General features: G+C 54.6%; 20 protein-coding genes. 8 read left to right on the forward strand and 12 right to left on the reverse strand.

The window, feature by feature from the left end; genetic code table 11:
• Window positions 1–50 precede the first annotated feature (50 nt).
• Window positions 51–539, forward strand: a complete 489-nt coding sequence (locus tag BOP96_RS06565) for a TIGR00645 family protein (RefSeq protein ID WP_014719996.1) — start codon at window positions 51–53, stop codon at window positions 537–539.
• A gap of 15 nt (window positions 540–554) precedes the next feature.
• Here BOP96_RS06565 and BOP96_RS06570 read toward each other — a convergent pair whose 3' ends face one another.
• The 6 genes from BOP96_RS06570 to BOP96_RS06595 form a co-directional block, all read right to left on the reverse strand.
• Entirely contained in the window at window positions 555–1988 is a 1434-nt protein-coding gene (locus tag BOP96_RS06570) for an ArnT family glycosyltransferase (RefSeq protein WP_073452139.1), read from the reverse strand.
• Between the two features lie 116 nt (window positions 1989–2104).
• Window positions 2105–3130: a hypothetical protein gene (locus tag BOP96_RS06575; protein ID WP_073452141.1), complete on the reverse strand. Its 1026-nt coding sequence runs from the start codon at window positions 3128–3130 to the stop codon at window positions 2105–2107.
• Window positions 3131–3236: 106 nt separating this feature from the next.
• Entirely contained in the window at window positions 3237–3491 is a 255-nt protein-coding gene (locus tag BOP96_RS06580; protein ID WP_073452143.1) for a DUF6124 family protein, read from the reverse strand.
• 416 nt (window positions 3492–3907) lie between these two features.
• A complete protein-coding gene (locus tag BOP96_RS06585; protein WP_073452145.1) occupies window positions 3908–4441 on the reverse strand; it encodes a hypothetical protein in 534 nt (177 codons plus the stop codon).
• 128 nt (window positions 4442–4569) lie between these two features.
• Complete coding sequence (locus BOP96_RS06590) at window positions 4570–4821, reverse strand: DUF6124 family protein (RefSeq protein WP_073452147.1); 252 nt, start codon at window positions 4819–4821, stop codon at window positions 4570–4572.
• 621 nt (window positions 4822–5442) lie between these two features.
• The gene (locus BOP96_RS06595) at window positions 5443–5961 is read right to left on the reverse strand and encodes an isochorismatase family protein (protein WP_073452149.1); all 519 of its coding nucleotides are present in this window, start codon (window positions 5959–5961) and stop codon (window positions 5443–5445) included.
• A gap of 311 nt (window positions 5962–6272) precedes the next feature.
• Here BOP96_RS06595 and BOP96_RS06600 point away from each other — a divergent pair, with 311 nt between their 5' ends.
• Together BOP96_RS06600 and BOP96_RS06605 are read left to right on the forward strand one after the other, a co-directional pair.
• On the forward strand, window positions 6273–7196 hold the full coding sequence (locus tag BOP96_RS06600) for a phytanoyl-CoA dioxygenase family protein (RefSeq protein ID WP_073452151.1): 924 nt from the start codon (window positions 6273–6275) through the stop codon (window positions 7194–7196).
• Window positions 7197–7228: 32 nt separating this feature from the next.
• The gene (locus BOP96_RS06605; RefSeq protein ID WP_073452153.1) at window positions 7229–8188 is read left to right on the forward strand and encodes a DMT family transporter; all 960 of its coding nucleotides are present in this window, start codon (window positions 7229–7231) and stop codon (window positions 8186–8188) included.
• A gap of 57 nt (window positions 8189–8245) precedes the next feature.
• Here the strand turns inward: BOP96_RS06605 and BOP96_RS06610 are convergent, their stop codons facing one another.
• From BOP96_RS06610 to BOP96_RS06635, 6 genes are all read right to left on the reverse strand, one after another.
• Window positions 8246–8563 carry a hypothetical protein gene (locus tag BOP96_RS06610; RefSeq protein WP_073452155.1) on the reverse strand — a complete coding sequence of 106 codons (318 nt, stop codon included), beginning with the start codon at window positions 8561–8563 and terminating at the stop codon, window positions 8246–8248.
• 469 nt (window positions 8564–9032) lie between these two features.
• Complete coding sequence (locus BOP96_RS06615; RefSeq protein ID WP_073452157.1) at window positions 9033–12830, reverse strand: hypothetical protein; 3798 nt, start codon at window positions 12828–12830, stop codon at window positions 9033–9035.
• A 51-nt stretch (window positions 12831–12881) separates the two neighbouring features.
• Window positions 12882–15215 carry a YecA family protein gene (locus BOP96_RS30740; protein WP_073452159.1) on the reverse strand — a complete coding sequence of 778 codons (2334 nt, stop codon included), beginning with the start codon at window positions 15213–15215 and terminating at the stop codon, window positions 12882–12884.
• 460 nt (window positions 15216–15675) lie between these two features.
• Entirely contained in the window at window positions 15676–17832 is a 2157-nt protein-coding gene (locus tag BOP96_RS06625) for an AAA family ATPase (RefSeq protein WP_073452161.1), read from the reverse strand.
• A gap of 400 nt (window positions 17833–18232) precedes the next feature.
• Entirely contained in the window at window positions 18233–18736 is a 504-nt protein-coding gene (locus BOP96_RS06630) for a hypothetical protein (protein WP_073452163.1), read from the reverse strand.
• A 497-nt stretch (window positions 18737–19233) separates the two neighbouring features.
• Window positions 19234–19566 carry a hypothetical protein gene (locus BOP96_RS06635; protein ID WP_073452165.1) on the reverse strand — a complete coding sequence of 111 codons (333 nt, stop codon included), beginning with the start codon at window positions 19564–19566 and terminating at the stop codon, window positions 19234–19236.
• A 530-nt stretch (window positions 19567–20096) separates the two neighbouring features.
• On the opposite strand from BOP96_RS06635, the gene BOP96_RS06640 reads away from it, so the two are divergent.
• From BOP96_RS06640 to BOP96_RS06660, 5 genes are all read left to right on the forward strand, one after another.
• Window positions 20097–20633: a LasR-specific antiactivator QslA gene (locus BOP96_RS06640; RefSeq protein WP_073452167.1), complete on the forward strand. Its 537-nt coding sequence runs from the start codon at window positions 20097–20099 to the stop codon at window positions 20631–20633.
• Window positions 20634–21701: 1068 nt separating this feature from the next.
• Window positions 21702–23108 (forward strand): YfjI family protein, encoded by a 1407-nt coding sequence (locus BOP96_RS06645; RefSeq protein WP_073452169.1) that lies wholly within the window; start codon window positions 21702–21704, stop codon window positions 23106–23108.
• Window positions 23095–23448 (forward strand): hypothetical protein, encoded by a 354-nt coding sequence (locus BOP96_RS06650; RefSeq protein WP_073452171.1) that lies wholly within the window; start codon window positions 23095–23097, stop codon window positions 23446–23448. The genes BOP96_RS06645 and BOP96_RS06650 overlap by 14 nt, the downstream gene beginning before the upstream one ends.
• The gene (locus BOP96_RS06655) at window positions 23432–24412 is read left to right on the forward strand and encodes an integrase domain-containing protein (protein ID WP_073452173.1); all 981 of its coding nucleotides are present in this window, start codon (window positions 23432–23434) and stop codon (window positions 24410–24412) included. The genes BOP96_RS06650 and BOP96_RS06655 overlap by 17 nt, the downstream gene beginning before the upstream one ends.
• Window positions 24412–24681 carry a hypothetical protein gene (locus BOP96_RS06660; RefSeq protein ID WP_073452175.1) on the forward strand — a complete coding sequence of 90 codons (270 nt, stop codon included), beginning with the start codon at window positions 24412–24414 and terminating at the stop codon, window positions 24679–24681. The genes BOP96_RS06655 and BOP96_RS06660 overlap by 1 nt, the downstream gene beginning before the upstream one ends.
• Window positions 24682–24744 lie beyond the last annotated feature (63 nt).

The following is a 24744-nucleotide window of genomic DNA, read 5'->3' on the forward strand; positions in this document are numbered from 1 at the left end:
GGGCGGCTGGTATACTCGGCGCCATTTTTAGCCAAGCTGTGTGAGATTCAATGGAACGCTTTATCGAAAATACGATGTACGCCTCGCGTTGGCTGCTGGCGCCGATCTACCTGGGCCTGTCCCTGGGCTTGCTGGTCCTGGCGCTGAAATTCTTCCAGGAAATCATTCACGTGATTCCCAACATCTTCACCATGTTGGAAGCCGAAGTGATCCTGCTGCTGCTGTCGTTGATCGACATGGCCCTGGTCGGTGGCTTGCTGGTGATGGTGATGATTTCCGGCTACGAGAACTTCGTCTCGCAGCTGGATATCGACGAAAACAAAGAAAAGCTCAACTGGCTGGGCACCATGGACTCTTCGTCGCTGAAGATGAAAGTGGCGGCCTCCATCGTGGCGATTTCCTCCATCCACCTGCTGCGGATCTTCATGGACGCCAAGAACGTCGATCCACAGCACCTGATGTGGTACGTGATCATCCACATGACGTTCGTGGTCTCGGCGTTTGCCATGGGCTACCTGGACAAACTCACCAAGCATTGATACCCCGCGCCGGCCTTACTGCTCCACGAAGTAGTAAGGCTGGCGGTTGACTGCCATTTGCTTGATCACCGTGACCGGCTCTTTCAGCCGGTCGGTGTGGTCCGTCAACGCCACGTTGCCGGGCTTGGCGCTGAGGAAGGCGCGCAGTTCGGCTTCGGTGTTCAGGATTGGCAAGTAGGCCTGTAGGTAGAACACGCTGGCCCCGTCGATGCGCTCGTTGGGTTGGTACATCGCCACCGTCCTGCCTTCGTCTTGCAGGGTCTGGATCTGGCTGATCACGGGTACGAATGAATGGCGCACATCGGCTTTGGGTGCAAACCAGAACGCTGCGCTCAGGTAGCAGGCGATGGCCAGGGCGAAAACCCCACCGATAATGCGCCGATGAAAACGGTACAGCCCCGGCTTATGGTCCTTGGCCCACTCCAGCAACACCCGCGCATATTCGGCGGCCAGCACCGCAGCGGCTGGCGTCAGCGCCATCAAGTACACCGTGCGTTTGCTGGAAGCCAAGGTCAGCAGAGTGAACTGCGCCACCAGCCACACACTGAAAAACAACCGATAGCGGTTACGCACCAGGCTTTTGCGGAAGTGCCACAGGCCCAGGTACACCAGGATGTTCCAGGGCAGGAAGGCCTCGGGCAGTTTCGCGAGATAATAGTAAAACGGCTCGTAATGCCCGGCCTCGACGAACGAACCACTGAAGCGCCCGACGCTATTGGTCCATAACACCTCACCCACCGCCTGCATCCCACCGCGCTGAAACAGAAACCCCAGCCAGATCAGCAGCGGCACCAACGCCAACAGCGTGAACAGCGCCGGCTTGAGCCAATCGCCCAGCCGCAGGCGTTTATCCATCAGGCTGGTGCTGAACAGGTACACGAAAATCACAATGCCCGGCATCGCCAGGCCCAACACACCCTTGCTCAACGTAGCGATGACCATCCCGGCGGTAAACAACGCCCAGGCCCAAGTACTTGAACCTTCACGCTCAGGCCGCACAGCCTGGTAAAACCCCAGCAGGGCAGCCGTGACACCGAGGCTGAGCAACGAATCCTCACCCACACCCCGCACATTGCCCCAGTAACTGGCCATGGTCGCCAGGATCAACGCGGCACTGAACGCCAGCGCCTGCGGCCGCCCGAACCGACGCAACATCCCGTACAACAGCATCACACTGAACAACCCGGCAAACGCCGACGCCAGGCGCACCGCCCCGGTGCTGGCGCCAAACAAACGAATCGCCCCGGCATCCAGCCATAGGCTCAGGGGCGGTTTTTCCAAGAAGGGTTCACGAAACAGGCGCGGCACCACCCAGTCATTGTCCAGGTGCATCGCCATGGCGATCCCGGACACCCGGGCTTCGGTAGAGCCTTGCAGCTCGTGGTTGCCGAGGGCGAAGAAGAACAACAGAGCAGCAAGCAAGAGCAGCAGGGGAGCGGGGCGCGTCATGGAGTCTGGCTACCGAGGCATGAGACCGATCGGGCGACCGGTCATGGGTAGTCAGGGAGTATACGAGTGCGATTCTTAACCTTTGGTGAACGGCCGTAGGGTTTTTCTCCGGCGAATCAAGGGAGTTTCAAACTGGGCACTGCCGCTTTGCCTTGTGCGGTCAGCACCGGCTCCAACTGCTCCCAGGTGAAGGCCAAGTCGTTGTCGCAACCGTCACCATTGGCCGGTGTCGAGAGTTGCAGGCCCTGGGTGTTGAAGCTGAGGTGAAAGTTGGAATAATCGGTGATCGCCGGGCAGCCCTCGTCGGTGGTGGTTTGCTTGGCCAGCCAAGTGCTGAAGGCGGCCGGCAGCTTCAAATGGCCGGAGTAGGCGTCATGCCATTGCTGATGGCCGCCGAGCCAGGCCCATGGGTCCACACTCTCGCCGGTTTGCAGGTTCCAGGAGTGCAGGCCCCAACTGATGCCCATGGCGCCTTGGCCTGCGGCCCAGCGGTAGAACCGCACGGTGAGAAATTGCGATGACCAATAGGCAGGCTCAACCTCGATTTCACTGGTATAGACCGAACCGTTTCGACCCAGGTATTCACGCCGTTCATAAAAATAGTCGGTTAGATCTTCGTCATTGACGGCCAGGGCGGCGAGCTGCTGGTTGATCTTCTGCACCGCCGGGCTATCGCCCTCCAGCTTGAGCGTGACGCGGGGGCCTTGGGTCTTGAGCTGGTAGGTGTGGTTGTGGAAAGTCTTCTTCTCAGTCTTGATCGGCAGCGGCGCGGCTTCCATGGGCGCGTTATAGGCATCGCTGCCGCAGCCGTCCGTGCCAATGCGGCGCAGGGCCAGTGGCAGCGGCGTGCCGCCATCTGTTTTGCGCCAGGCACCCGAGAGGGCATCGCCCTGAGGGTTTTGCAGGGCCCAGAAACCGGTGTTTCCTTCCTCCACCCACGGGGCATTGTCGTTGGCCTGGGTCAGTTGAATCGGGGTACGAATGCGCTGGTAGTAATAACTGCCATGCTCCCCGTCGGCGCCGTTGAAACAGACGGTGATAGCGGATTTGCCCAAGGTGCCTTGCCAAACCCCGGCCAGCTCGGCAGCGGTGGCGAATGAAGGGATGAAGGCAAGGGCGATGACGGCGAAGGGCTTGAACACGGGTATCTGACTTCCGGTTGTCTGATAAAGGCCGTCAGGGTAATGGGAAGTGTGAGGGGATGCCAGCGGGCGAGATGCGGTGAGGCGTCTCGCCCTTTTGCGTGTTTTAGGGTTGTGGCGTCTGGCTGGTGAATGGTTGGGTGTTCAAGACGCGTTCTACCAGTAGCTCACCCAGAACGATCAATTGTTGGGCGGCCAGCAACTTGTGGCGGTACGCGCCTTCAAGTTCGAAAGCCAGGTCGGTGGTCATGGCGTTGAGGGAAGCGAGGGTTTCGCTGGCTTGGATTAGCAGGGTTTCGGGGTGGATGTTTTCGGCGAGGGTGAAGAGGGTGGTTGGGGGATTGGGGGTGATTTTTTTCATGGCTGAAACTCCTTGATTAGTGGAGTCGCCAGACATCGCTGCTAAACGAAAAGGGTGGCGACCGTACGCGGGTTAGCAGACCAGGAATCAAGGAACCCGGCGCACCCGAAAGTGCCCCACGCACAGCCGCCATGATACGAACCAGCGGATGCTGAAAGCATCGCTCGAACGGATGGTGGCTTTGCAGGCCTTGATATTAACCGAGCTGCTAAACCCGGTCGCTGATTTTGCAGCGACAGGGGGAGGCTAGGCTTGTTGGGTGGGGGCGCTAGTTCATCAATAGCGCGGCGTCTTGCGGGAAAATTCCGAAGCCCGGCCCTGTTGACCTTCCCCCGTCTTCAGGCTCTGTTAAAAGCTCCAGCCCTCAGCCCGAACCAACTGGCAGAACGGCCCGCACCGCCCCGGTGTTGGTGCCTTTAGTGAACGGATGGGGAAATATTGAGCGCAGGTGTTGCGTTCGTCATCACAATCCCCAAGGGCCCGCTGCGCTTTTCCACCGTCGCCCAGCCCTGATCACCGCTACCGCCCACATGACAGATCTTGATCTGCTTGTTCACTTCCGTATCGAACACCAGGATGCCCGAGCAACTACGGCTGCCGCCTGTTGTGTATTCGTACTGGGTTGTGTAGGTGCTCAGCGTCGCACTTGTAAGAAGGATGACGGCTGCTAGCAGGGAGATCATGGCCATGGCACTTGCGATGAACGTACCGAGAAGAATTTTCAATCGGTCCATGGGCTTTTTACGCAGCCATTCGGTTTTCCTGACGCGCGCCACATAGAGCATCAGCACAATTGCCAGCACCGGCGACGCGATCAGGCAGATATTCTCGGCCAACGGTTTGAAGTGCACAGACGGCCAGATAACGAATACCCAGGCCAGCACCAGCGCCATGCACACCAGCATGCCAATGGCGACCGGTATTACGAAGGCGTAGGAGTTTTTGTTCAATGGGAGTTCGTCCTTGTCATCAATGCTTTGAGGGCCGAGGCGGGGGATATGATGGCAGTGATGCGCTTGGATGTCTGAGACGCATGACAGAAAAAGGCCGAGCCGCTGAACGCGTCTCGGCCTTTTGGTTACTGGAAGGTTTGCCTGTCTTGGGTGAGCAGCAGCAAGCGCTCAACCAACAGCTCACCCAGCACGGTGAGTTGCTGAGCGGCCAACAGCTTGTGACGGTTGGCGCCTTCAAGTTCAAAGGCCAGGTCGGTGGTCATGGCGTTGAGAGAGGCGAGGGTTTCGCTGGCTTGGATCAGGAGGGTTTCGCAGGGAATGTCTGGAGAGAGTGTGAAGAGGTTGGCGGTGGGAGGATTGGGGGTGATTTTTTTCACGATGAAGCTCCTACACTGTTCAAGGAGCTGCCTCCCCCTGCTGTCAAACAGAATAGGTGGCAGCTGTACGCGGGTTGACAGACCGGAAGTGTAGGAACCCGGCGCATCCGAAGATGCCCCACGCACAGCCGCCATGAACAGGGCGGAATGCGTACGCATGCCGTCTTATCACGGGGTGTGAAAGATTACACTTTTCGGCCTGTCAAAGCCGGACGCTGATCATCAGCGACGCAGAGAAGTTAGCGTTGTGAAGGGGGTTGCGCCAGTTCACCAACAGCGCGGCAACTTGCGGGAAAATTCCGAAGCTTGGCCCTGCGGGGTTCAGCCTGGATTCATGATTATTACTGGTGTGTTTTTGCCAGGCGAAAAAAAGCTCAGGACTGCTCGGCAGGTTCTAACAATTGCCTGCGCGCTGTACTGAGCTGGTAGAGGGTTTTGTTCAGTCGCTGCCTGAGCGTCAAGGACGAGATGGGGCTATCGTCGAATTTGGCGCTGCCATTGCTGCAACAGTCGCAGGTTATTCGCGACAGATGAGTTTGACCAGTTCACCAACAGCGCGCCATATCGCGGGAAAGTTCCGAAGCACTGCTCTGGCGACTTTCTTTCCTCCGGAAACCTCTGCTAAAAGCTCCAGTCCTCAGCCTGAACCAACTGGCAGAACGGCCCGTTGAGCGTGGCATTGTGATGAGCCACGATGGCGTCGGCTTTCATCAAGGGCGTATCAGAACAGGTATGACCGTCGGCGATAAGCACCGCATCAAAGCCAAGATCACGCGCGGCGCGGCAGGTGCTGTCGACGCAGTATTGCGTTTTCATCCCAGTGACTACCACGCCGGTAGCGCCGCTGGAGCGCAGATTGTCCGCCAGGTCAGTCATTGCAAAAGCGTTAGGCCGACGCTTTTCGAACACCACTTCCCCGCCCAGTAACTTCAGTTCCTGTGCAATCAACGTAAGCGGGCTGCCCGACTCGATTGGCGAGCCAGCGGGGCCGATGTGACGCGCGAGAAAAATTGGCGCGCCTGCGCTGCGGGCCTTGTCCATCAGGGTATTGAGCGTTTCTAACAGCTCGTCGCAGCGCCAGGGTTTTCCCGGGCCGTGGATGAGTCCGACTTGGATATCCAGTATCAACAGGGCGTACATGGGTGCATCTCCTTGCGTGTGAACCAGCGACACAAGGCATAAAAAAGGCCCTGTCCATCGCTGGCGGGCCTTTGAAGTTCGTTGGTTATTGGCTCACGACACCTCGCACGCTCCGCTTGATGCGGTCGTGGTGGTGGTTGTCGAGGTGAGGCAATAGGTACTCATGAGCTGAAACTAGCAATATCGCCGACGGCTGGCAAGGCAACCTCCAATGTCGCCTCAGTGCGCAAAACAGTCGTGTGAGTTCAAGTCACCAGCGCCCACCTATTGCATGCTTGAGTTCAAACGCTGGCATAAAGGAGGCCACGCTGATGCAATCCCAGGAAAAGGACCTGTTTCTTGTTAACCACCTCTCGCTCAGCAGCGACGAAATCGAAGCATTTCGTCGCCAAGGGTTTATCAAACTCAAAGGCTTCTTATCTGAGCACGCCATTCAATCCTTGAAGCAGGCAGCCCGTTCGAAAGTGATCTCTGCACGGGAGTCGAAGTCCGCCTACGGGGACTCCTTCAGCCGGTTGACCTACGATCTGGGGACAACCGATGCGGTGAAAAACATCTATTCCTCGATCGCTTTCAGGACGGCCTTGGTGACGTTAATCGGGCATCCGCTGATCATGACCGAGTCCCAGAGTTTCGAGCTTACCCCGCATAAAGAGGGTTTTGCCTGGCACTACGATTCCCTGAGTTTCAGGTACATCCGCCCTCAGGACGCAGCCTTCAGCGTGTGGATCCCGTTGGATCCTATCGACAATTCAGGCCAAGGCGGGGGCATGGCTTATCTAGCCGAAGACATCTATAGCGCGAAGGCGAATTTCCAGATGGCCAGCCTGCTTTCCAGAAAAATGGTTGCCGGCGTTTCCGTGGAGGACTTTTCCGCGCATTTGAGAGCTGTGTTCCAAACGCCCAGCCTGCTCACAGACCTGTTTGAAGCGTATAAGACCCAAGACGATTTTGAATTGGGCGATGTACTGCTGTTCACCAAGTCGATGTGGCACCGCTCTGAACCGCTCTTGCCAGGGCCGCTCGCGACTCGACTGGCGGTGACCATGCGTTTTCTCGATTGGCGTTCACGATTGGACAAAACGATGTTCGAAGGCGAGTCTGAAAGCGGTGGCGGCGTAGGGATGGGGGTCAATTGGGGCAGGCCGACCCAAACCGCCTATGGCTCGCAATTTATCGACATCAATGACGGCGAGGAAATTCGCACTTCCACATATTGCGGCCCTGTCATCTGATGTCCCTGAAGGTTGCCTACTGAGGAGCGCTAATGTCCAGATCCTACGCGCTGGGGGTGACAGCTGCGGTATTTGCCACCTTTAGCTGGGCGCTTAATTTTCTATCGCCCTACATGATGGGCGCGTTCGGTCCGATTGACTTCATTACCCTGCGGTTCATCGTGTCCGGCTGCATCGGCCTGGTGATGCTGCGCATCTATTGGCCTGGCGACCCTGCTTTAAGCAGGCGCTCAATCCTCAACGTCGGGCTGCTTGGCGTGCTTGGCTATGCGGTGTACATCGGTTGCATCATGGGCAGTGTGCTCAATGGCGGCGCTATAATCGCACCGGCATTCCTGAGCGCTACACCGGTCATCATTGCGGTCGCAGGCAATATGATCGAACGCACCACCACCTGGAGCAGCCTCGCTGTCCCAATCATCCTGGCGGTTTGCGGGTTGGTCGCGGCAAACTATGGCACCTTGGTCGGCGTTTTAGACAATGACCTGACCTCCTACCTGGTCGCGGTCAGCTACGCCGTGGGTGCGGTGCTGACCTGGCTGATATTCAGCATACTCAACCAGAAGATGCTGGCGAAGATCCCCAGGGTACACGCCGGCCTATGGACGGGCCTGATGATGGTCGGCGCCGGTCTGAGCGTGGTCGTGTTCGTGCCGTTCGGGCTCGTATTGGACCTGTACACCTACCCGCATTTGGACCTGCATTTGGGCAACACCCTGCCGGTGCTGGCTGCTGCAGCGGCGCTGGCCTGTGTTGCCTCCGTTGGCGGCGCATGGGCCTGGAATTTTGCCAGCCAAAGGCTACCGATGGCCTTGTCCGGGCAGCTTATTTCAGTAGAAACCATATTCGCAGTCGCCTTTGGGCTGATCGCCGAGCAGCGCTTGCCTACCGGTCTTGAGGTTCTGGGGATTGTTGGGCTGTTGGCCGGTGCTTCGATTGCGGTGAGGGTGATGGCTCAGGGTGATCGCGAGGGGGTGAAGGTGCAGGTTTGACTGATTGAGATGGCGGGTGGGGGCGGGGGTATAGCGATAGGTGAACAACAACGTTGATCAGAATTTAATCAACCTGAAACGACAGGCCACGACCAGCACCGTTGGCCAGAACAGTGTATTGGCGATGTCATGGAGACTCGCGCCCCACCGCCAGTATCCCAAGCTCGCCTTATCATCCATAAGATCGAACAACTCGATGAGGCTCGCCCCCGCTAACACGACCAGCCAGTTGCTGAAGGAACCCAGGGATTTTCGAGTGATGCAGCTAGCAGCGATCAGTAATGTCAGGCCTACATAGATATGCAGGGCATCCCTCGAAAGGCCAGTGGCTGAAATAATCCCAAGCTTGAGTGATTGCAGTATGGAAGCGTCCATTGAGTGTTTCCTCGTTTATCGGGGGCTTAGGCCCACGATAGTTACCGCGGTTTTGATTGGTTGTCACGCTCAATAGCCGCGCCTGGAAGCCCTTTCGTTTCAGGGCAACGTTGGCTGTCTGGCTTACGATGGGCTGGGGGAGTGGGCATTGCTTTCGTTTGGCAGGACACCGTGGAGGGTGTTGCTGAAAAAGGGGCTGAACCTTGCGAGAGTTCGCATCAATCGATAATCACCTGTCATGCGTCCAGATGCAGAAAAATCCGCACTGGGCGGGCTTCTCTGGTGTCTAGAGCCGGGGTAATCTGAATTTGCTTCTTATGCTATTGATTAATATCAATAAATTTATATTTTAACTTTGATTGGAATACCAATTGGAATACCCAGCGAGCATATCCAAGCAGGCCTTGAGCATATTCCGAAGAATTACACAGCTGATCGCTAGCTCGATACTCTTCGTCAGTCATCCCCATTATTCGAAGCGCTCATCCCTTACTCGATCGTTTTGAGTCTCTCTCTGCCGCTCGCGCGTCACTTCTCTTTCAAGTTGTGTCCGAGCCTCTGTCACGAACGGCATAAGATCAGGGTTAACGTATAGCTGCAGCTTGTCCAGTAGCTGAGCATTAGCGTCCATAATTGACGCACGTGAGCCACTCCAACTCATTGGCCGGAATCGTTTGATGAATACTTCCAGCACACTTCTGAGGTCGGGCGCTCTGGTCAGGATTGACTTCGCTTGGTCAGACCACTCCAAGGTTTCAGTCGCTTCTGACCAGCGAGAAAATGTGACAATCGAAGCTATTAGTGGGTAGCGGCGCCCTCGATCTTTTTCACACCAAGCAATCATCGCATCGCAAGAGATCCTATCGGCGGGGTTTTTTCTATGACGTCCTAACCGATAAAACACACTTAGTGCCACTACCTTTTCTAGCGACTCATCCGAGAATAATGAATCCAAAACAGCTGCCGGTTGTCTCTCGAGCAACGCTGCGAGCAAGTCATCGTAGTCGAATCCAGAAATTTCATGGCTAGCTATGGCTTGTACGAATCGCGTGGAAATCTGTGCCGCGATTGAATAAGCCTCTGAAGTGGTGAGGCTAACCTTAACAATATCGGAAAGTTGGCGATCTCTACGTTGATAGTTGTTTTTACGGAATCTAATTCGCTGGAGCAGCTCTCGACAGGTTTCCGTAAGTTCTGACTCATGCTCCCGCTTAGCAGAGCGGTCCGAGAATAGACGCATTGAAAGCACCTCCAGCGCCACGTCGAAACCGTCAGGTTGATCGGCAATTAGAACGATTAAGCCTTTGAGAACCTCACCTGCCAAGTGATCAATAACACGCCCGTACGCAAGATGCCGGCACGTCTGAACGGGCACCGTTCCCGCGGTTAACGCGCGCTTTAACTGATCAACACTATGTTCATCAAGCCCCACGGACGTAAGCAGTGTCGGGAGGAACACTTGCAACTGAGGCTGATGGGGCAAAGAGTTGAGAATGTGCTGTGCGATTTTCCTGTCCTTTTCCCAGAGCTCGGCTAGGAAGCCACGCAGCACCTGGACGTCTCGCTGCTCTGGCGCGACTTGCTCAAAACCTTGGATGAGTCTTCCCCATGTAACGTGCGGATCTGAGGAAGCATTGGCAAGCCCACGACCGAACGACCAGGCTCTGTTTCCACCACGGAGGATATCAGGCAGGATCTCTAAAAATACCTTGTCATCAGCGGACACCGCTGCGCCAAGCTGTTGAGCGGTCGCCTCCATGTGCTCATTTGAGTTTACCAGGTCACCATTCTCGTCTAGGTCCTCGAAGTAGTGGCTACCAGACCTGTTACCCAAAACGAATGCTCTTACCTGCGCTGAGAGGCCGGAAGGTTTTAGGTCATGCTCAAGGGCAGACAGCTGAGAGAGGACCTCAGGTGTCATGTGCTCCCTGTCGAAATACATCGTCTCCCTGCAGGCTGACCAACCCTCATTCCAAAAACCATCGGCGGAAAACCGACGAAATAACCTTCCTAGCTCTTCGTGGATATTGGTTGAAGTCCACAGGCCGCGAAAACTCTTCGCCATTAGATCGCGCAAGCGGAGCGTTATTCCGACCTCAGTCAGTGCTAAACGCTCAACAAACTCCAGGCATTCTGAGTACCATCGAGCTATGTCCTCGTTGTTCCCAGGCTCGTAGCCATAGTCCCGTGACCGAGCTCCGAACTCAAATTGATAGTGAGAGGCGAAATGCGTTGCCTCTAGCACCTTGTCCAAAGCAGCTAAGCCCAGAGCCTGCGCCTTCTCATCACTGGTGATAAGAAGCCGCTCAATCACGCCAAGACGCTGTTCGAGGGTAGCGTGCGTTCCTGAAATATAGATCGTAAACAATGACGTGAAAGTGTCCGAGGCTTCCTTAGCCTCCTGCGCATCTGCATTTTGCGTCGCAGCCCACGTCAGTAATTGCGTGCTTCGCTCAAACATTGGCGCTTCATAGGCGAAAGAGCGCAGCAAGGACTGATACCGACGCCACGTTTTGGTGGCCGCATCAACGCTGCAGCTATTTGCTCGTTCCAATGCTGCAAGCGCCGCCTCCGGTTGCACCGAAGCGACGTTCTCAAACATCGCTCGCCCGATATCATTGAGTGTTGTCACCTCCCCCAAAAGCCCATCAGGTACGAGCCATCTTTCAACTATTGCGACTGCCTTGGGATGGTCGTGCAGGAATGACAGCCTGCGCGAAAAGGATTGGGCCAAGCGACCGATCCCACCCTCTATCAGTTGCTGGTTGATGAGGTCGAAGGGCGTATCATCGAGCGCGCGGGCTGCGAGACGATTTGCGATAGCGTGCGGCAACACCGCTCGCCAGACCCCGCGCTGCTGCACGAGATCACGCCGGGTCAGCTCGCTAATATGGCGGTAGGTCTCTGAGGCAAGTTGACCTGCAAGCGAGGCCAGACGTGGGAGCTCTGCCTCATCACCCGCCAACGCCTCACCCTGGAAGGAGTACACGAGTGAGCATGCTTGTGCCGCGAGGAGCAGGGCGTCGTTTGGGTCTTGCCGCTGCCGGAAAAGCCGCTGAAAGAGTTCCTCGTCCGACAAGCCCGAGATCGTATCCGAACGTTCAACAGTTTCGGCGAGAGCGACTGCAATTCTGGCATTTCCGCCGGAAGTTTCGGCGATGGTATGCGCATCGACCTGAGAAAGATGCAAGTATCGGCGCCGGAGCAAGTTCTCGATCAGTTCGGGCGAGGACGTGTCTAGGGTAACGACTTGCGTTCCCTCAGGTTGGTCATCGCGTATGTCGTACTCAATTGTGAGAACGCTGATCGTGCTGGCCCGGCTATTACACAGATCCGAGAGCCTGCGGTGCAGATCCGATGGGCAGTTGTCGACAATTAGGACAGCGCGCATTCGGTTCGCGATCAGATCCGAGGCCAAGCCTGTCGGCTGTGGATCTGGGTTGTCCGATAAGTTGGTGTAAACGGCAAGGGACGGCAGAAGGGCGCGCGCGCCGACTCGGGGATCGAACAAAGCCTGGACTAGGCGGGTCTTCCCGACACCCGATACGCCGACCAAGCGAACTATCTTGCCAGGTTGGGCCAGCTCGTCGCGTAATTCGTCGATGACATGGGCCACTAATTGCGCCGGCGCGTCACGGTGCCTGCCAAGGTGGAGGCGAAGCTTGTCATCGAGCAGGTACTCGGCATCGACGTTTTCAGTCGCACCGCTCCACGGACCATGGGGGCGCCATCCTGGAAGAGCCTTTCCTACCCTTTCCTTGACCCAGGTGATGAGACCTGGGAAACACCTTACCCATGTCGCTAAGCGCGTACGATCATAGAAGTCGGTGTGGAGCCGATCGGCGTTAGCGACATCGTTAAGTGCTGCGCGCAGTGCACTCCGGCGATTGCGTAGGGCGCTATCGGCCGTTGACCCAGTAGAACTGACAATAACGTAAGCGCCCGCCTCATCCGCAAGTTCTTGAATAACGGGTCGGAGCGTTCCCATCGGCCGCATCTCGGCAATTATCTCGGCTCTCGGCATATCCGGCTTTTTGACCTGGAACCCAGTTGAGCCGCGCGGTATGAAACCCTCGATGAACACTCCCGGCGGCAACTCCACGCGCACGTCTAGACCGCCGTCCGCGGCCGTCTGATTACCTCCCCATGTCACCGCCGCAGGAGACAACTCTCTACTCATCAATTCGGCCTCGCAGAGACGCCCCACTAGCTCTCGTAGATCGATGTCGTTCAGCTGATTAATTTCATCGGAAGTGATGTCGAACATTTTTACTCTCTAAGTAGCCTGGGATCGTCTTGCACTCTTCGATAAGGACTTTTAACGTCCATGACACCGTTTGAATTTTTTACCACTGCCGCACGGACACATATCATTTCGCCCGGGCTTTTCGATTTTCAAGGGAGGTACGACGTTTTTCGGCTGTTTGAGATTCACCGCCCGCTCAGGTTGAGCCATACGCGCGGCGTCTTCGTAAATATGAGCGTTTCCTTTCATTCGCTCTGTCGGTACATGGACCGTGAAGGGTTGCGCCCGGTGGTAGGTCCCATCAGCACTAACCTCTGCCATGACGCATGTGACGCTAGTAGCCTTAATGGCCAATGCAGATGCGCTGGCCTTGTCATTTACCTTCGTCCAGTCAGTTTGTTGGTTTTCGCGTTGAAGCCAAACGAATAACGGCTTGCCTTCTCCGCCCAGAAGAAAGTAACGAGCTGGATGCTGGTTCAAGGTTCGGCGAAGGTCGGACAGCATCTTGGCCAGATTACTCCGACCCTCCTCTCCAAGATCACGGATATGGCTCTCCGCTGAAAGCCATCCACACTCTCGAGTGACGCCAAGCGCTTTAAGCAGCTTCAGCACTTCCTCCGGGAAGTCCTGCGTCGGAAATGGCCTGCATTGCCAGTTTAAATCCTCGAAGCTTTTGTCGACGAAGTCGCTCATGCCGTTCCAGATGAGCATGTTCACGTTGCCCCTCTTCAACTGGTCGGAAATAGTTTGATCGAAACGGTTCTTTTTCAAGTACGCACCGAGGTGGTCGAACTCATCAAAAAGATGAGCCTGGCGTATGCCCGCCACGGCCTGCCTCACCTCCATGTAGTGGGCGAATTCGCCGGGCGTAGGAAGGAAGCGCTTAAGCACGAACAGGTCGTCGATAGACATTGAAACGAAGGCGTGCTTCCCTAGCAGCAGCTCAATTTGCGGCAGTTTCTTGCAGTACGCCGAGAAAGGAGAGAACGACTCGACCGTCAGCCCAATCGGCACCATCACTCGGTAGTCATCCCGGCGGACACGGCCGCACTCTTCATATTTGCCGTCCAGCTGGTGGTAGAGCGGCACTTCATCTGCAGAGTTAAGATAATTAAAGAAGCGCTCACATTGTTTATAGGCCTTGAGTACCAAGTCCTGGACGGACTGGGCGTGGCGACCGAAATCAAGCGCTGGTGATGCGATGGTAGCGGCCGCGCCTGCCTTGGCTTCAACTAAGAACAGCACGTCATCAATAAGTATAAGGGTGTCGTTTTCGGACCACTTATTGTTGGCAGGGTCCTTGTAGTAGACCTCCTGGAAAACGGTGGCGCCGGGGAGCTGGGTGGCAAGGATGTCGGCGAAGGCAGCTTCGCTCATCACCTTCTGCCGATTTTCAAAGGTCTTCTTGTAGTCGGATTTTCGCTGAAGGAGGTTGTAGAGAAGTGCGCGGTATCCCGCATCGCGAGTGAAGCATGGGTCTACGGCGTAGTAGTCCGATCCAAGCTGGATTAGTGGTTTCTTTCTGGCGGGTAGAGTCCGGTAGGGTGTCCCTGCGAAATCACCTGCTGCAAAGAATTCAGTTTCTTCTCCGCGCTGGTACGAAAGGTCCGCCAGCAGCGCAGGTGGTAGCTTTGTGTGAAGGCTAACGTTGGCTATGCCGCCACGAAACATGTCATCCATTGCCCGCTCGGCTGCTTTCGTTCGTTCCATATTGACTGCAGCCCACGCCTCCATGACTTGTTCTAAAGGCTTACCTTGTGCCGCGGCAAAGGCCTGTGCCGCCTCAAGCTGATCCATCATCACCATGATAGCGTTGGCATGCCCAGTACGCGTGGAGTCGGACATGGCTTGGAAGCCTTCCGCGATATTGGAGGCACTGATACCGTACACTTCCTTCAGTACATCATCGTGAGGCGCCAGAACGTAACGGTAGAACTCCCCTTCCAAAACTTGGTAGCGGTTCCCGCGTAGCATGACCCATGTGGATTTCGCGTGGAATTCAATGTCAGAGGTGTCTGGACCGAAGACACCGTCTTTGGTGTCGGCGGACGTGACCATAGCGAAAATCATGGCCTGCTCTCGCAGTTTGCTACTAAGTTCAAACAGCTCTGCGCACTGGCCTTCGTCGAATGTTACGACCGCAGGGGCGATGTCTGATGCGAGAACTGCGTGCACGTACTCCAGCAGGAACTGATTTTCGTTAATCAGATCATCTGGGCGGTCCGCTTCTTGCTGCCCCTGAGTGACGCTTTGGTCTGCCATCGATTTCATCATGTGCTGGGCGTAGATGTACCCGAGCAAATCATGCGGAGGCATGGCGACAATAAGCTCGCGCATACGGGTGGCCGTAACTTCCATGTCCTTTAATAAGGAAGCCGCGCCTACTTTGCTTATTTTTTCGTCCATAAGTATTTATGCCTGAAGTCGCTGAAGCCTAGAACCATACAGAGTCGATTCTCAACGCGCCGTAAGTAAAAGATAATTGACCGATTCTATACCCTAGCTCGAATGTCCGATTTTGGCCGATTCTGTTGAAAAAGTCGGCCATGGTTTGCTCAGCAGAAAGTGCGCGTCTGAGATTGAAATCTTACTTAGGGCAGAGGCTTGCGGACTCAGATTTCACGCAGCGGCGTACAAAAAAAGGCGTTTTCATCGGTCAATAATTAGGCAGTTTAGGCGGGCCGACTGTTTTCAACAGAATCGGCCGTTGGTGACCTTCAGCATAGGCAGTAATCGGCCCAAATGTGCCGGTTACCAGAGGCCAAGGAGACCATGACGGCAAAAGAGCTTAAAGGCATGTCCAGTGAGGCAGACCGCACATTAAATTTCTGCGGTCCGCCCCAAATTAACCCCCTCAAGCGTTAAGCTATTTGCTCATAGCGTAATAGTGTTCAGAATACCCACATTCTTCAAAAATCAACCTAAGACCGTCTTTGAAAACCTCATGATCGAATTCCTTTATGTCAAAAATATTTTGACCCAAAGAATGTGACTCTCGATTCATGTATCTGTAGAAAGTAGTGAATTTATCAGTCGACAGAGCTGGCTTTTGGAAAACGTTGTTGAAATCAGTCTTTTGAACAAAGTTGAAGAAATACTCGATGATGTTCCGCATGCAGTTTGCGATCAGCGCAGGTGGCGAGGCCTGATCTTTTATGATTGACCAGTACGATTGGTAGTCATTCTGAATCTCCTCGTACTTCATCGGGATTACAGAACTTCCATTGTTATTCTTATAAACCCTGAATAGATGCTGAGTCTCTGATCGAGTTTTATGGTTCGTGTGAGTTAACTCGTAGAAAAAGTACAAACTATGAGTCAGGACAAAAACCTGCTTGTAGAGATCATTGTTTATGAAGTACTTCTTGATCAACTGTCCAATATTGAACACGTACAGATGAGAAAGGCTGGAAATGGGATCATCAATTACAACCACTTTGGCTTGAGGGACGGCAGTGGCGGTTTTCTGGCCTTTGCAAAGCTCCATAAAGTAGAGAAAACTGATAACGGTTTTCTCACCTTCACTCAGCGAGTGAAAGGCATTTGCTTGATCGGTAGCTCTAGACACTCGGTAGAAATTCTCACCATATGGCACCACAGAAAAGCCATCGATGCCAATCTCTACCAGACCAGTATTGATATTCTCAATTGACTCTTCAATGTTCACTGTTTGTTTTCTAAGATTAACGATCTTACCGCTAGATGCTGTGACATCTGCGCTTATCTCAGCGGCTTCTTGACTTATTTTTCTGGTCTCGTCTTTTAGTTCAGATGTTGACTGCGAGTAGGCAGAAATCGTCTGGTCGTAATCCCAGCGCATCAGAGTCCAGAAACGTGACTTTATGTCGTCTTTGGTTTTTTTCTTGTTCGCCAGCTTGTCATTGTGCGCGCCAACCATCTCGTTTAGGCTCTTGATCAGATTGGTGATCAGATCGACGGTGGGCTTTGTATCGGTAAGGACAACCGGCGTGCTCGGGCTTTTGATTTTGTTACCAATATGCAGAAAATTTTCGCGTATCGATGCTCTCAAAGCTTCGCAGGCCATAGTCCAGGCTTCTACAAGCTCCTTGTTAGCAAGCGGAAAGTTTGAAATGTCCTGAATGTTCAGGCTAGAGGTCAGTGTTTCATACTGAGCTTTTATTAACTCCAGTTGCTTAAGATCTTGCTCATACGCCTCGTCGAAGACACGGCGTATCGAATCGGTGATATTTTTCGTGATTGTTTCTTGCTGGCAAAATGGGCAGGCTTGAGGATCCTCGTCATCTGAAATGAACTGAAGCCCTTGCTTCACCCAGTCAGAGTTTCCAGCCTTCGCAATGAATTCAGCAACCGACCCCTCTTGGCTGCCAACGATGACCTTCGACCACAGTGAATCTTCCTCAATACTCAGCCAGCCGGCAGAAAGAACTGGGATGGTTGTGAACGGAGCTGCACCTTCCCCCTCAATTGATGAGGCTTCTGATTTCAAATCATCAACCGTATAGCCAGGCGCATCTTCCGGCAAATCGAGCCCGATAATATGCTGAAAAAGGAGTTCTGTTCTTTTCAGGCCTTCTAGGCAAAACTCCAGAACGCGATCACCGCCCGAAAAGTTTGTCTTGATTTCCCAAAGCTTGCCGCTTGCTTTTGTCTTTTCCTGTTCGAGCTTGGTGACTGTTTCGGTAGATAACTTTGAATTTTCTTGCTGAGCGGTTAGGTGTTTCTCCAGTTCTTTTGTTTCAGCCTCGATTTGCTGGAGAGCAACCTTGTTTTCTTTTGAAAGGGTGAAAATTCCTTTTAAATTATCTTCTTCGTAAAAATAGTCATTGAGAAAGCTTTGATTGTAGACAAGAACTTCACAAGCCTGGCTCGTTGTCATGCCGCATTTTGCAAACTTTGGTGCGCCCTGATTGTACAAAAACTCGGAGATGGTGCTCTTCCCTGAGCCGTTCAGCCCGTAGATGAGCGACGTCTTATTGGTGGGTGAAAATGTGGATTTGGATTTGTAACTATTGACGGCATCTATGTTCAATTCCGTGATCATAACGATACTCCCGAATGCTAAGTGGCTTTGCGCCACCCTTGTTGGCGAGGAGCAGCATAGGCGAGCCTGGAGATGACTGCCACCCAGTCTTTAGGCGGGGTCTATTCAAAGCCTGGCTAGAACAACGCGAGGAACTGTTGGGGTGTGGGCGCGCGCGAGGTAGGTTCTAACCAGCAAGCTGATGGATGGTCTCAGGTGCGGAGCGGGACTGGATCTAAACAAACACAGAGAACCAGCATGGTGGGTTCCGTGCATCGGCCTGCTCGCACCTCCGTGGAGTCGATCATCCAGGTATCCAAATCGATCAACCCTCTGTTCAGGATTTTCGTACAAAACTAGTGTGTGCGACGCCCGGGGCTTAGCCTGTCCCAATGAGCGAAGAGAACGCTTTTACCAGCTGTTATGCGCATGGTGTCAAGTCACTGAGTGCTTCATAGCTAGCATGAAGGTCATGAAGAAAATCCTCAGCCAATTCGGGTAGGCCCAAGATAAAGGTGTCTCGGTGGGAGATGTTGAATAGCTTGTAATTTTGCATGCTATCAATGCGCCCCGTGGATACGGGTTTGAATGGTCTGCCTCTAAGTATTTCTCTATTAAGTTGCTTTTCTTCAATTATATTGTATTGATCTGCTGTCAAGTCTATAGCTGTCTCTTGATATTCAAGCCAGTAATGGGAAATCGCATCGTTCCCTTCATGGTTTTCGGCTCTTCCACTTACGCCATAGATCACCATAGATGGCCATTTATTGAGTACATGGTAAGCGAATAGCAAGGAAGATAGCTTGCAGTTCATAACTGGAAAGTTTTCTGTGATTAGCGGAATATTTGCTTTTTTAGCAAGTTCCAGTTTGAGTCTGAACTTTTCTGCCTCAACGATTACTTCATTGATGTTTGGTTCGTTCATGATTTTATTCGCGCTGCGATTAAGTAGGTGAATTCAAAAAGCACGGTGTTTGTCTTTTTGGCGAACTAAGTAAGCAACTATTGCTACTTCGGTTGAAGCACTACTCGAGTTGAATCGGAACGTATCTGTTACAAATGTGTCAAGCATGTTATCCGGTTCCAACGTTATCGTCATCCCGCCGAAATGGGAGCTGCCGAGATCAAGGTGCTTCTATTCATTATAGCGGTTGTGGTTGGGGCCCTATCAATACGCAGCACCAATCGCTATCTGCACTGATGTCGACCGGCAACTTTTGACCGGTTTCTTCCCGTCGCGACCGAGGTCTGCAGGGGATGGCTGGTGTTCAGGTTTATGCCTTGAAACGTTGGATTGACGGTTAGCTTTGAAGCCTGTGAACAGCTACCGTAATCTAGGTTAAGTCATCACTTCATATGAGGTGGTCGGCCGGGTGGGCTGCTGGGATGAAATGCGCTTAAATTGGAAGTTAGCATGCCCGCTTACATAGACTTGACCGAAATAACTTCCACAAACCTGAATTTTTTCTTAGCTATCTTTGTAGCTTCTTGCTCTGCAACTAGGGAGCTGAGCGTATCTGCTTCATGTACGATCTCGTGCATCTTGCCTTCAAATTCATTTCCCACCTTCAGTGTGACTTTCAATCTAGGAGTAAAGGATTTTGATAGTTTCGTTTTCTTCATTACCGTTGTCTGCTCCGCGATCACGATTTCCGGTGCAGTGTCTTGCTCATGGGTGTCGATTACTGATGCAGGGGCCTCTGGTTCACCGAATAGCGCCCGACGCATTTCTTCTTCCGTCAGCTCTGTAGTCATACCATTTCTCTAAAGGGTGTCTTGTATAGCGTTTCCGATTCTACCACTGCGGTCGTCGTCGGAAATGAAAAACGCTACGCGGTAGCTGGCTTTCCATAGTCTCTAGATTCCGACGAACGTTAGTTTCTGTCATGAGTTCTTGTTCGAATGCGGCGCTTATTTACACTCATGCTTGTGTTGTCGCCGCTTCACATTTACGCTTTGTTCCGTCGCGGTCAATCCCGCGACCGGGCGTCAGAACCTGAATCAAAACCAAGGCGCGGTTTCTTCCATTCCGCACAGCCAGTGCTTCGTGCGCTAGCTGCTGCTTTTCTATGGCGGACCGTGCGGGGCAGGCTTCGGCCTGGCCGGTTCCTTGGTTTCCGGTGTCTGACCCCCGTACGGTTTGCCACCCTATGCCGCGTCAGAACGGTGGATGGCAATCCTTAATCAAACCAAGGAGATAAGGAAAATGGCATGCCCACCTTTTAAGCTCGTGCGCCGCCCTGGCCCAATGGTTCAAGCTGCAAACTATCTCGGAGGATTCCGCGATGTTTGATCTTTCGCTTCTCATCGGTCTCCCCAAACCCAACAGCATCGATACTTCATCGCTTACCCCTGAAAATTCAGCGATTAAATTGCGGCAGGCTGCCACTCTGCGGCTTAACGGAGCCCAGAGTATTCTGCTTCATTTTCCGCAAGACGTTGAGCTGGCAGTAGAGCTGTTGGATGACGCCGCCGTGTTGTACGACAAGGCATTCCGAAATTTAACTGGTATTCCAGCTCAAAGCGTCCATCAACAGATCCATGAGTATGTCTCTGTCCCATCCGCTGAAGGCTCTCCTGCGATTCAAACTCCGTGGGGCGACGAGTTCGCTCCGATAATTAAGGACGGTGTTCGTTGTGCAGAGACTTGGCTTGAAGGCTCATCATTACCGTTATGGTGGGCGCTGTCTCAGAACCGAAAACGCCATCGTCCAGGTGATCCACAAGAGGCATTTGAAGCAGGTTTTTTGCTGCGGTTGCAGCAGACGCTAATCATGCGACGTGAGGCCGTCACTTCTCAATCAACCCGCTTTGATGCCTGAGTCTGTAATTGACGTTTGAGATTTGCTTTTCCCGCCAAACCCTCCGATCAAGCGATCTTTGATCGCGCCGATCGGAGGGTTCACTCGCTTTTTTCGAAGCCGCGGCGTTCCACCCTCCCATTTTCAAATTTGACGAACGCCACGCTTGCTTTCACCCGTCAGTAATTCCCTGCAACCTTTATCAAGCGCAGCGCCATTTCAGTGTATGTGCGAATCTTTTCGTTGGGCATGGATGTAGGTGTGGCGACAGCGGCGACGCCGGCGACAACCCACGTAGAACGTGGCCTGGAGCATGGCGACAAAATTGGCGACAGTCGCCACTTTCTGAGCACTTCGGCAGTGACGCTTGACCGCCTTTTCGAGCAGGTATAAAAATTGGCGCACGGACCGCTGTCGTTGACAGCACCTGCCCAGGTAGCCAGAACCTTCAAGGCTACGCCACTTGCGTGGTGGTTCTCCCAAAGTGCGATTAGCGTCCGGCGGCTCGCACGGTCACTCCCCAAGAGTGATGGATGCCCACTCGACTGATCTGCCCTCTGCGGCAGACGATGAACCTTCCTCGCTGCGCTGCAGCAACCTCACCTTTCGGCACACTTCGTTGCGCCAGACTGCGCCCGTCTCTTTCTGCTGGAAAGAGACGGGCGCTCGTACCACTGCTGCAAACCAAGCCGTACAAGGCATTGCCGCAACTCTCCTCGTGACAATCGGCCTGACAAATCTGATTCGTCGCCATCCGCATCGATACAGGCACCGGTGCCGCAGCCTTTGGAAGGGCTGCACCTGACTGACAGTCAGGCATGCCCCAGGTGTCCATGTCGTTGCCTTCTCCTGCTCAGGATCTCCAGGTGCCGAACTCGTCAGTCGGCACAGCCTCCACCCGCCCGCATCTTCGGATGCGACTAAGGAGGCCAGATTCATGGGTTCATGCCCTCGCTCCCGGTCGTAAGGAGCCGTGTGTTCCGCGTCAGTGAACACCTCACAGGCCGCAGGGGCCTTGATCCCTGATAACACTCAACAGCCGTGGCGGGACTACGTGAGGACAACCAGCAATTACCGAGGAGAGGGCCCATGCAGCAGTTAGATCCGAAGCTTGAACTACCACGACCGCCTCGACCGCTGATTGAGTCAAACCCCGTGGCCGAGCCTTATCCGGTCCAGGCACTGGGTGGAATTCTTGGGCCTGCGGTTGAGCGCATGGCCGAGGTCATCGGCGTGCCCCAGGCACTGGCCGCACAATCGGTCTTGGCTGCCTCGGCGCTAGCCACTCAAGGTCATGCGGGCTTGCAACTCGATGGACGAAATTACCCCCTGTCGCTGTTCCTGATTACAGTGGCCGCGTCAGGTGATCGCAAGACCGCGGCAGATCGTTTTGCATTGCTGCCAGCACGGCAATGGGAGCGTGAGCAGTGGCAGCGCTACCGTGAACAACTCGCCCGGTACCGTGTCGCGCAGCGGCAAGCGCAGCGTATCAACCCTGGCTATCCCGACCCCACAAACGGCGTACCGCTTGAAGCGGAGCCCTCTGCACCTAGGCTGATCACCACGGATCCGACTATCGAGGCCCTGATCAAGGGACTCTGCCATGACTTGCCGAGCATGGGCCTGTTCTGTGACGAGGGGGGACAATTCCTCGGTAGCAGCACCATGAGTCGAGATAACCGTTTGAAAGCGGTTACGACCTTGTCGTCACTCTGGGACGGCAGTCCGATAGATCGCGCGCGGTCCATGGTGGGTGAAAGCTTGCGAGCTTACGATCGACGCTTAAGCCTGCACCTGATGCTGCAACCGTATCTAGCCATGCAGTTACTCAGTGACCCGTTGCTGCTGGGGCAAGGCATTCTCGGTCGCTGCCTCATGACCTGGCCCACCAGCCTGGCCGGACAACGCAGTTACCAGGCTGTCGACTTGTCCAAAGACCCCGCCCTAAAGCGATATCACCACCGTCTTTCGGCCCTGTTTCATCAGCCTTGGTCGCTTTCCGCTGACGGTGCCTTGCGGCTGTCACCGCTGAGCCTCAGTCCACTGGCTCGTCGTCGCTGGATTGATCTGCATGATGCCATCGAGGCCCAGTTGGGTGAGTTTGGCGAGTTGGCCAGCGTACGGCCTAGCGGATCGAAGGCCGCCGACAACCTGCTGCGCGTCGCCGGTAATCTGGCAGTCGTGGAGGAGAGCAGCGTCGTGGAGGTCGATCATATCCAACGGGCCTCGGCCTTAGTCGGCTATTACCTCTCCGAGATCCAGCGCCTGACCGAACAGGAACCGGTGTGCCGGGTAAAAGAGGAGGCAGACCGGCTGCTGCGCTGGCTGCAGGTCAAAGATTGGAAGCGCTTCAGTATTCGGGAGCTGAATCGCAATGGTCCCCGATTTGCCCGTAAGAGCAGTCGTCATGCCGCCAAGCTGTTGGTCGAGTTGATTGATCATCAGTGGCTGAGCACCGACGGTTGTACCTTCGAGGTGCGCCATGTTCAATCTTGATGAAGCGCTGCGCAACCACCTGGCTCAGCGCCAAAAGGAGCCGAAAACGCGGTTTGTCGCCGCGACTGTCGCCACTTTGTCGCCACGCTCAAAGCCAGGCAGGACAAGGGTTGTCGCCGGTGTCGCCGGTGTCGCCACCACCCATAAAGCTATCACCTCGCCGACAGCCATCATCCAATGGTTGAAAGAGGAGGGCGCGCATCTCTACGTCTCCGATAACAGGCTGTGTTTTCGTCCGACGGATTGGGCCCAGCTCGCCATCGTGAGTGCGTACTGGCAAGCCCTTTTGCATGATCTCGCTGCAGTCGATCAGGAACAGAAAAATGGCTCGGGTCGGTAAGCGAGCGGGACGTAATTTTGGCTTCGGTCGCCAGCTCAGCTATGCCGGACCGCAAGCACTGAGAGATCTGTTTGGCGACGGCCATTTTGCTACCGTCAAAGCCCATAGCGATCGCTGGCAGGCATTCGTGCGTTGGTGTCGATCCGAGGAAGGGCCAAGGCTCAATGACGCGCGACAGATCGACCGCGAGATCCTTATGCGGTACGCCTTCCATTTGCGCAAGCAGGTTGATCAGGGCAACGTCGGCATCGCCACCGCACAGAACCGCCTGTCCAGCGTGAACCGAACGATGGCCGCGCTGCGCGGTGATCAGTACGTCAAAATCCCCAGTCCGAGCAAGGCGCTTGGCTTGCAGCGCTCAGGTGTGCGTAGTGAGGCCCCGCAAGGCCAAGACCGTGTCCAGGTCGAGTTGATCACACAGGCGTTGTCAGAGCGAGGCCAGCAATCGAGGGTGAGTGCCATTGTGCTCCTTGCTCGGGAGACCGGCATGCGCCTGCGTGAAGCGATCTTGGCGGACTTGCCCCGGCTGCAACGTGAGGCTCGGCAACTGGGCAAGATCAATATCCAGGACGGCACCAAAGGCGGTCGATCAGGCGCATCTGCACCGCGTTGGATTGCGGTCACGGATCAAGTTCGTGGCGCCCTCGACAGGGCCAGCGAGGCTTCACCCAAGGGCAGTCGGAATCTGTTAACACCTGATGAAAGCTACAAAGATTTCTTACAGACAATCGTGCGACCGGCACGGGACATCCTGCATGAGCATGGATTGAAAGGCTTTCATGAACTGCGGGCGGCTTACGCCTGTGAGCGCTATGAGCAACTGACCGGCTTCTCCGCGCCCATCAATGGCGGTCGTGGTCATCGAGACGATCGAGCACTCGATCAGCGTGCACGCCAGCAGATCAGCCACGAGTTGGGGCATAACCGCATCGACGTGGTGAGTGCCTACATCGGAGGTCGTTGATGAAGTCCGAGTTCGATATGGCGTTGTTTCTGAGTCCCGTGCTCAAAGGTGCGCATGCCACGCGGCAGCGGCATATCAGGCAGGCAGAAAGGATGCACAAGGCGATTCGTGAGCGCTGGAGTTGTGCGACCCCCTGGTCCTGGAAGGAAAAGCACACCAGATGGTTTTTAGAGCACTATCTGCGTTGCTCAGCACCAGCGACCGTCTATTACTATGAGTTAACAGCAGGGCTGATCCGCCGCAGAAAGGCGCAACTCGTGGTTGTCTGATAGACGCTTTTAAGCGTGAGCCCCTGAGTATGGGGATGCGGAGCCTTCCCATACTCAGGGGCT

Origin of the sequence: Pseudomonas sp. FSL W5-0203 (assembly GCF_001896155.1) — a bacterium.
GTDB lineage: Bacteria > Pseudomonadota > Gammaproteobacteria > Pseudomonadales > Pseudomonadaceae > Aquipseudomonas > Aquipseudomonas paracarnis.